At 58.2% G+C, this 3,102-nt stretch carries 3 protein-coding genes; 2 read left to right on the top strand and 1 reads right to left on the bottom strand.

What is annotated here, in order from left to right; all coding sequences use genetic code 11:
- Positions 1-415: helix-turn-helix domain-containing protein (locus VMU57_RS07585; RefSeq protein WP_325382070.1), on the top strand; the 415-nt coding region annotated here is incomplete at its 5' end.
- A 364-nt stretch (positions 416-779) separates the two neighbouring features.
- A complete protein-coding gene (locus VMU57_RS07590) occupies positions 780-1,250 on the top strand; it encodes a hypothetical protein (protein WP_349255561.1) in 471 nt (156 codons plus the stop codon).
- A gap of 155 nt (positions 1,251-1,405) precedes the next feature.
- On the opposite strand, the gene VMU57_RS07595 is transcribed toward VMU57_RS07590, so the two are convergent.
- On the bottom strand, positions 1,406-3,100 hold the full coding sequence (locus tag VMU57_RS07595) for a recombinase family protein (RefSeq protein ID WP_325382072.1): 1,695 nt from the start codon (positions 3,098-3,100) through the stop codon (positions 1,406-1,408).
- Positions 3,101-3,102: the final 2 nt, after the last annotated feature.

A 3,102-nucleotide genomic window follows, 5' to 3' on the forward strand; every position in this document is an offset into this window, starting at 1 on the left:
ATCTTCGCGAGTATTGCGTCGTGCTTCGATTCTGCGCCAGCTTGACCGTGGGCAGAAGGCGGCGCAGGTGGCGGCCAGTGTGGGCGTAGCTGCGAAAACGGTGCGAGCTGTTGCCCGGCGCTATGAGGAAGAAGGGCTGGAGTCGGCGCTGTACGAAAGGCCGCGGCCCGGCAAACATCGAGCGCTGGACGTAGGCCAGAGCCAGCGGATCATCGCCATGGTGTGCGGTCCTCCGCCACGGGGCTGGGCACGGTGGCGCGTGCGGCTGATCGCTACCGAGGCGGTCAAGCGGAAGCTGGCGGCGCAAGTGGGCCGGGAGACAATCCGCATCCTGCTTCAGAGCCACGAACTGAAGCCGTGGCGGGAAAAAAATGTGGTGGTGCGCCGGGATAAACCGGCATGGGATAGAGGATGAAAGAGCCTTACGAGGAGGGAGTAGCGATCCGCTCGGCCCCGAGTTTTGCACCGGACGCTGTGAAGTGTCAGGTGAAGCGTAAACAGGGGTACAGATGGGCTGGGTATTGAGCTTCGAAAATTTGCGATCAGGGCGCCGACACCGTCACCACTGTGGAAGGCAACACGGTCAGCAGCGTTATCGCGAGTGGCTGATCGGTCCTGCGTAGTCGTAGACCCCACGCACGTCTGGAAATTCCATGCACGAGAACCGGGAGACCTCGGAAATGCCCGAAGAGAAGTTAGTCGTCAGGCCGGCGGGAGAAGGCGTAAGCCGCACGTCCCGCGTGCACATTTCCGAGGAGTCGGACAGCGGAATAGTACCTATGAATCATTCGAACAAAGACGGGCAACCGTTAGCGGAGAGTGAGGAGGGAAGGACGCTGATCAAGGAGAACACTCATCAACTCAGCACGCACTCGACACAGAGCGAGGTACGCGTGTCCCAAGGGTTGGCGGGTGTGCGCAAGGCAGCAAGGGAACGGAAGGAGTTGAAGTTCACCGCATTGCTCCATCATTTGACTGTCGATCTGCTGCGGGACAGCTTCTACGCGTTAAAGCGTAAAGCCGCTCCAGGAGTGGATGGCGTTACATGGCGGGAGTATGAAGTCGGGTTGGCAGATCGGCTACCCGATCTGCACAGCCGAGTTCACCGCGGCGCTTATCAAGCGCAGCCTTCGAGGAGAGTCTACATACCGAAATCGGACGGGCGGCAACGCCCGCTGGGGGTTGCGGCGCTGGAGGATAAGGTCGTCCAACAGGCCGTGGTCACGATCCTCAATCAGATTTATGAATAGGACTTTCGGGGCTTCTCGTATGGCTTCCGGCCAGGGCGTAGCCAGCATCAGGCGCTGGATGCGTTGTATGTCGGAATCACGCGGAAGAAGGTGAACTGGGTGCTGGATTGCGACATTTTGGGCTTTTTGGAAACGTCGTCATACTGCCCCCATGTTCATGAAATGCCGTCAAACAGGCAAGGGTGATTGTCTATCACTTTGATTCGGCCTTTGCGTCGTCCTCTTGTGACCAGCACAGCTTCAAGCTCGCCGCGCTTTACACGCTGCAACACGGTTTGGCGCGAGACATCCAGTTTCAGTGTTGTTTCCAGCATGGGAAGATACTCTGGCGGCGCTTCCTCCACGAAGAGTGCACGCAACTCATCGGTCATGCGAATTTGCCAAGGGGCTCCTGGCGTTACCTGTTCACCAGCTATGAAACCATCATTGAGCCACCGGTGCATAGTGGAAGTGTTGATCCCCAGGATCTTCGCGGCTTGTCGAATGGACGCCAGTTCGCCGGTGGGCTTTTCAGTCGGCGACTGAAACCGGGGAATGTTTCGATAGCGGCGCAAACCGCCGACATGAACGGCCGTGAATCGTTCTCCAGTCGCCGTCTTGCGACCCTGACGATTCAAGATACCGGCGATAACATCGTCGGAATAGAGAACGGCGAGGCGGCGAAGAAGGGAGACAGTGTCTTCGTCGGTGCGGACACCTCGCGGCTGAAAACGCGGCAGGGAGAGATCCACTTCTGTGATTGTGCCGCCATGCCAGCGCAAAGTCAGATGAGCACTTTGTGCTGGACGATCGACAGTAACAATGACTTCTTCCAGCAGGGCGCGCAAGAGTTCCTTGCGATCGCGATCCGTAGTCGTGGGCGCGGCCCAGACTCTGCGCAGATCGGGGCCAAGAGCGCGGAGTTTGCTCTTACTTTCCTGGGTGAGGGCGCAAGGCTTTTGTTGCACGCGCCGCATGAGCTCTGCTTCGGCCGCGGCAAGATTGTGGAGACGTTTTTCCCACTCTGTCTCAAGCCCACGAGCTACGAGTCTGTTTTCCGGCTCGACCGCGCGATATTGGCGCTCTGCGCGTTCCGCTTCGTAGCGAGCGCGTTCCAGTGCAAGACGCCATTGGCCCAGAGCTGCATCCTGGTCAGCTTCGAGTTGTTGCATGGCAAGTTGCGTGGCTTCGATCGCCGCCGGTGTCACCGCTTTTAGAAACGCGTCCGCAACCGCTTGATCGATTTGCATGCCGCCGACGGTCAGACAGAACATGCCTCGTCCCTCGACGATATCTTTGCCGGAGCAGTGATAGCCGGGCGAAGCGGTTCTGCCGGTGTAGTGGGTATGCAGACGGCGGCCACACTTTCCACATGTGGCCAGGCCTTGCAGCAGGGCAGCGCCTTCTCTCACAGCTCCTCCTGCCTGGTGTGGCTGAGGATGAATGTTGGTGTCAATGCGTGCCTGATTGGCTTGGAATGTAGCCCAATCGATGAACCCGGGATGATGTTCGACGAGAAGCACAGACCACTCGTCCATAGGCAAATGACGAGTCCGTTTTCGCGGCGTTCCTTGTTCATCGATATAACGCTCATGACGGCACTTCCCATATGCGTAGGCACCAGCATAGACCGGGTTGGTGAGCACGTTATGGATACCCGTGTAGGTTGGGACAGCCCATCGAATCTCGCTTTTCATAGTAGCGCGCATCGGGAATAAAAGTCCCTCGGAACGAAGCCACAGCCATACCTTGCGGGCCGAACCAAACTCCGTGAATTTGGAGAAGACGGTACGAATGATGCTGACGACAGACTCATCGGGATGGAAACAAATCTCTCCGTCCTGTTCCCCCCAGACAAAGCCAACGGGCAAGC

The organism is Edaphobacter sp. (assembly GCF_035532915.1).
Taxonomy (GTDB): domain Bacteria; phylum Acidobacteriota; class Terriglobia; order Terriglobales; family Acidobacteriaceae; genus Edaphobacter.

What these genes read in the sequence shown, in the direction of transcription:
- VMU57_RS07590 (WP_349255561.1), top strand. Translation starts at nt 780, where the DNA reads ATGAATCATTCGAACAAAGACGGGCAACCGTTAGCGGAGAGTGAGGAG.